Raw genomic sequence first — 2,876 nt, forward strand, 5'->3', positions numbered from 1 at the left:
CACCGGCCGCCGCTGGCGCACCGGCTGGCCGCGCCGCTGGCGGGCAGCGCGGCCAGAATGCTCTTCGACATCCTGGTGACCAGTGTGCCGCTGCCGCGCTCGACGCTCTCGCTCGGCGGCTGCCCGCTGCGCGAGGTCTACCCGATGGCGCCGCTGACACGCGGACAGTCCCTGGCGGTGGCGCTGACCACGTACGGCGGCCGGGTCCATGTGGGACTGGTCGCCGACGGCAAGGCCGTACCGGACCTGGACCGGCTGGCGCGCGGGATGACCGATGAACTGGACGAACTCCTCCGCGCCTCCCTGTAGCGCGAGCCCGGGTTGCGTACGACACGGCGCAGCGCCCCCGCGTCTGCTGGTCGTGGTACTCGTGACACCGCTGATCATCCGTCGGCTGACACCATCGGACCACCCTCGCACTCCGGTCGATAGATCGGACAGTTCAATCGCGAAGAAGCCCAGAAAGCTGCTTCAGAGGTGTTGACGGCGCCGAGTCATCCGATGAATATTCGTCGTGATCGACGACGGGACGCGGGCGTCGGCACATGGGGAGGCGGCGGCGGTATGCGGTACACCACGCTCGGACGCGGTGCGGTCCGGGTGACCGGACTGTCCTTCGGGGCGGCCGGGATCGGCAATCTCTACACTCCGGTCGAACCCGAGCGGGCCAGGGCGGCGGCCGATGCGGCCTGGGACGCGGGCATACGGTACTTCGACACGGCGCCGCACTACGGACTCGGGCTCTCCGAGCGGCGGCTCGGTGAGGCGCTGCGCGACCGGCCGCGCGACGAATACGCCATCTCCACCAAAGTGGGCCGGCTGCTCGAACCCGTCACCGGAGCCGGTCCCGCCGATGACGACCTGGCCCATGGCTTCGCCGTACCGGCCACCCACCGCCGTGTCTGGGACTTCAGCGCCGACGGAGTGCTCCGCAGTATCGAGGCCAGCCTGGAGCGGCTGGGTCTCGACCTGCTCGACATCGTCTATCTGCACGATCCCGACGACCACGCCGAGGAGGCCTTCCACCAGGCGTATCCGGCGCTGGAGCGGCTGCGCGCCGAAGGCGTTGTCGGCGCCATCGGCGCAGGGATGAACCAGACGGCGATGCTCACCCGCTTCCTCCGTGACACCGACGCCGATGTCGTCCTGTGCGCGGGCCGCTTCACCCTGCTCGACCAGTCGGCGCTGACCGAACTGCTGCCCGAGGCCTCCGCGCGCGGCAGGAGCGTGGTCGTCGGCGGGGTCTTCAACTCCGGGCTGCTCGCCGATCCGCGTCCGGGCGCGACCTACGACTACACCGCGGCGCCGCCCGCCCTGCTGGAGCGAGCCCTGCGGATGGACGCCGTGACCAGACGGTACGGAATCCCGCTGCGCGCCGCGGCCCTGCACTATCCGCTGCGCCATCCGGCCGTCGCCAGCGTGCTCGTCGGCACCCGGTCGGCGGCGGAGGTACGCGACGCGGCCGAACTGGCGGTCCTTACCGTCCCCGACGACCTCTGGGCCGAGCTGCGCGCCGAAGGACTGCTGACCGAGGGCCCGCTGACCGAGGAGCCGTCGGCCGGGGCCCGGCCTGCCGAGGACGGAGCGCTGTCATGAGAGTCGCCCTGCACACCACGGTCCGCGCGGACCGGATCGAACGGTACGAGGCCGCGCACCGCGAGGTACCCGCCGAACTCATCGCCGCGATCCGCGCCGCCGGTGCCACCTCCTGGACGATCTGGCGCAGCGGCACCGATCTCTTCCATCTGCTGGAGTGCGAGGACTATCCGCGCCTCCTGGCCGAACTGGACCAGCTGCCGGTCAATGTGGCCTGGCAGGCCAGGATGGCCGAGCTGCTCGATGTCAGGCACGACTACTCCGCGGCCGGCGCCGACGCCGGACTGCCCGTCGTCTGGGAGCTCTGACAACCCGGTGATATCGCCGCCACCACTGACACCGATGAACGCCGTCGACGCCCACCATCACATCTGGGATCTGTCCGTACGCGACCAGGACTGGATCACCGGTCCCGCGCTGGCGCCGATCCGCCGGAACTTCGGCCTTGACGATCTGGCGCCGGAGGCGCGCGCCGTGGGCGTGACGGCCACCGTTCTCGTCCAGACCATCTGTGTCCCGGAGGAGACACCCGAATTCCTCGCCGCCGCCCATGGCAGCGACTTGGTCGCGGGCGTCGTCGGCTGGACCGATCTCACCGCGCCCGGGATCGCCGACACGCTCGCCGCGCTGTGTGAACTGCCCGGCGGCGACCGGCTCGTGGGGATACGCCACCAGGTGCAGGGCGAGCCCGACCCGAGGTGGCTGGTGCGTCCTGACGTACTGCGCGGACTGGCCGCCGTCGCCGACGCCGGTCTCGTGTACGACCTGGTCGTCCTTCCGGAGCAGTTGCCCGCCGCGGCGGAGGCGGCCGAGTCGCTGCCACAGCTCACCTTCGTCCTCGACCATCTCGGCAAACCGCCGATCGCGGCCGGCGCGCTCGATCCCTGGGCCGGGTACGTCAAGGCGCTGGCCACCCGTCCCAACACCGTCTGCAAACTCTCCGGCATGGTCACCGAGGCCGACTGGGACTCCTGGACGGCCAACGGGCTGCGCCCGTACGCGGACACCGTCCTCGACGCCTTCGGTCCCGGCCGGCTGATGTTCGGCTCCGACTGGCCCGTGTGCCGGCTCGCCGGCACCTACGGCGAGGTGTTCGACGCGGCCCGGGCGGTGACCGACGCACTGAGCGAGGACGAGCGCGACGAGGTCTTCGGGACCACCGCACGGCGCGTCTACGGACTGTGAACCGGGCGCGCTCCCGGGCGCATTCCCAGAACGCGTTCCCGGGGTGGCGCCCGCCGCGCCCGGCCGGGGCCCGGCTGACGCGTCGGTCCCGGCCG

General features: G+C 71.6%; 4 protein-coding genes. All 4 read left to right on the top strand.

Translation table 11 applies throughout. The features are described from left to right. Nucleotides 1-309: WS/DGAT domain-containing protein (locus GA0115259_RS37315; protein ID WP_141716870.1), on the top strand; the 309-nt coding region annotated here is incomplete at its 5' end. Nucleotides 310-564: 255 nt separating this feature from the next. Beyond that, entirely contained in the window at nucleotides 565-1,596 is a 1,032-nt protein-coding gene (locus tag GA0115259_RS37320; RefSeq protein ID WP_093604983.1) for an aldo/keto reductase, read from the top strand. Next, nucleotides 1,593-1,904: an L-rhamnose mutarotase gene (locus GA0115259_RS37325; RefSeq protein WP_093604985.1), complete on the top strand. Its 312-nt coding sequence runs from the start codon at nucleotides 1,593-1,595 to the stop codon at nucleotides 1,902-1,904. Before GA0115259_RS37320 ends, GA0115259_RS37325 begins: the two co-directional genes overlap by 4 nt. 34 nt (nucleotides 1,905-1,938) lie before the next feature. Further along, on the top strand, nucleotides 1,939-2,781 hold the full coding sequence (locus GA0115259_RS37330; protein ID WP_093604987.1) for an amidohydrolase family protein: 843 nt from the start codon (nucleotides 1,939-1,941) through the stop codon (nucleotides 2,779-2,781). Nucleotides 2,782-2,876 lie beyond the last annotated feature (95 nt).

This window comes from Streptomyces sp. MnatMP-M17 (genome assembly GCF_900091995.1).
Lineage (GTDB): Bacteria > Actinomycetota > Actinomycetes > Streptomycetales > Streptomycetaceae > Streptomyces.

Excerpts from the sequence above, each read along its gene's own strand:
- GA0115259_RS37330 (WP_093604987.1), top strand. The coding sequence starts at position 1,939 with ATGAACGCCGTCGACGCCCACCATCACATCTGGGATCTGTCCGTACGC.
- GA0115259_RS37325 (WP_093604985.1), top strand. The coding sequence starts at position 1,593 with ATGAGAGTCGCCCTGCACACCACGGTCCGCGCGGACCGGATCGAACGG.
- GA0115259_RS37320 (WP_093604983.1), top strand. The coding sequence starts at position 565 with ATGCGGTACACCACGCTCGGACGCGGTGCGGTCCGGGTGACCGGACTG.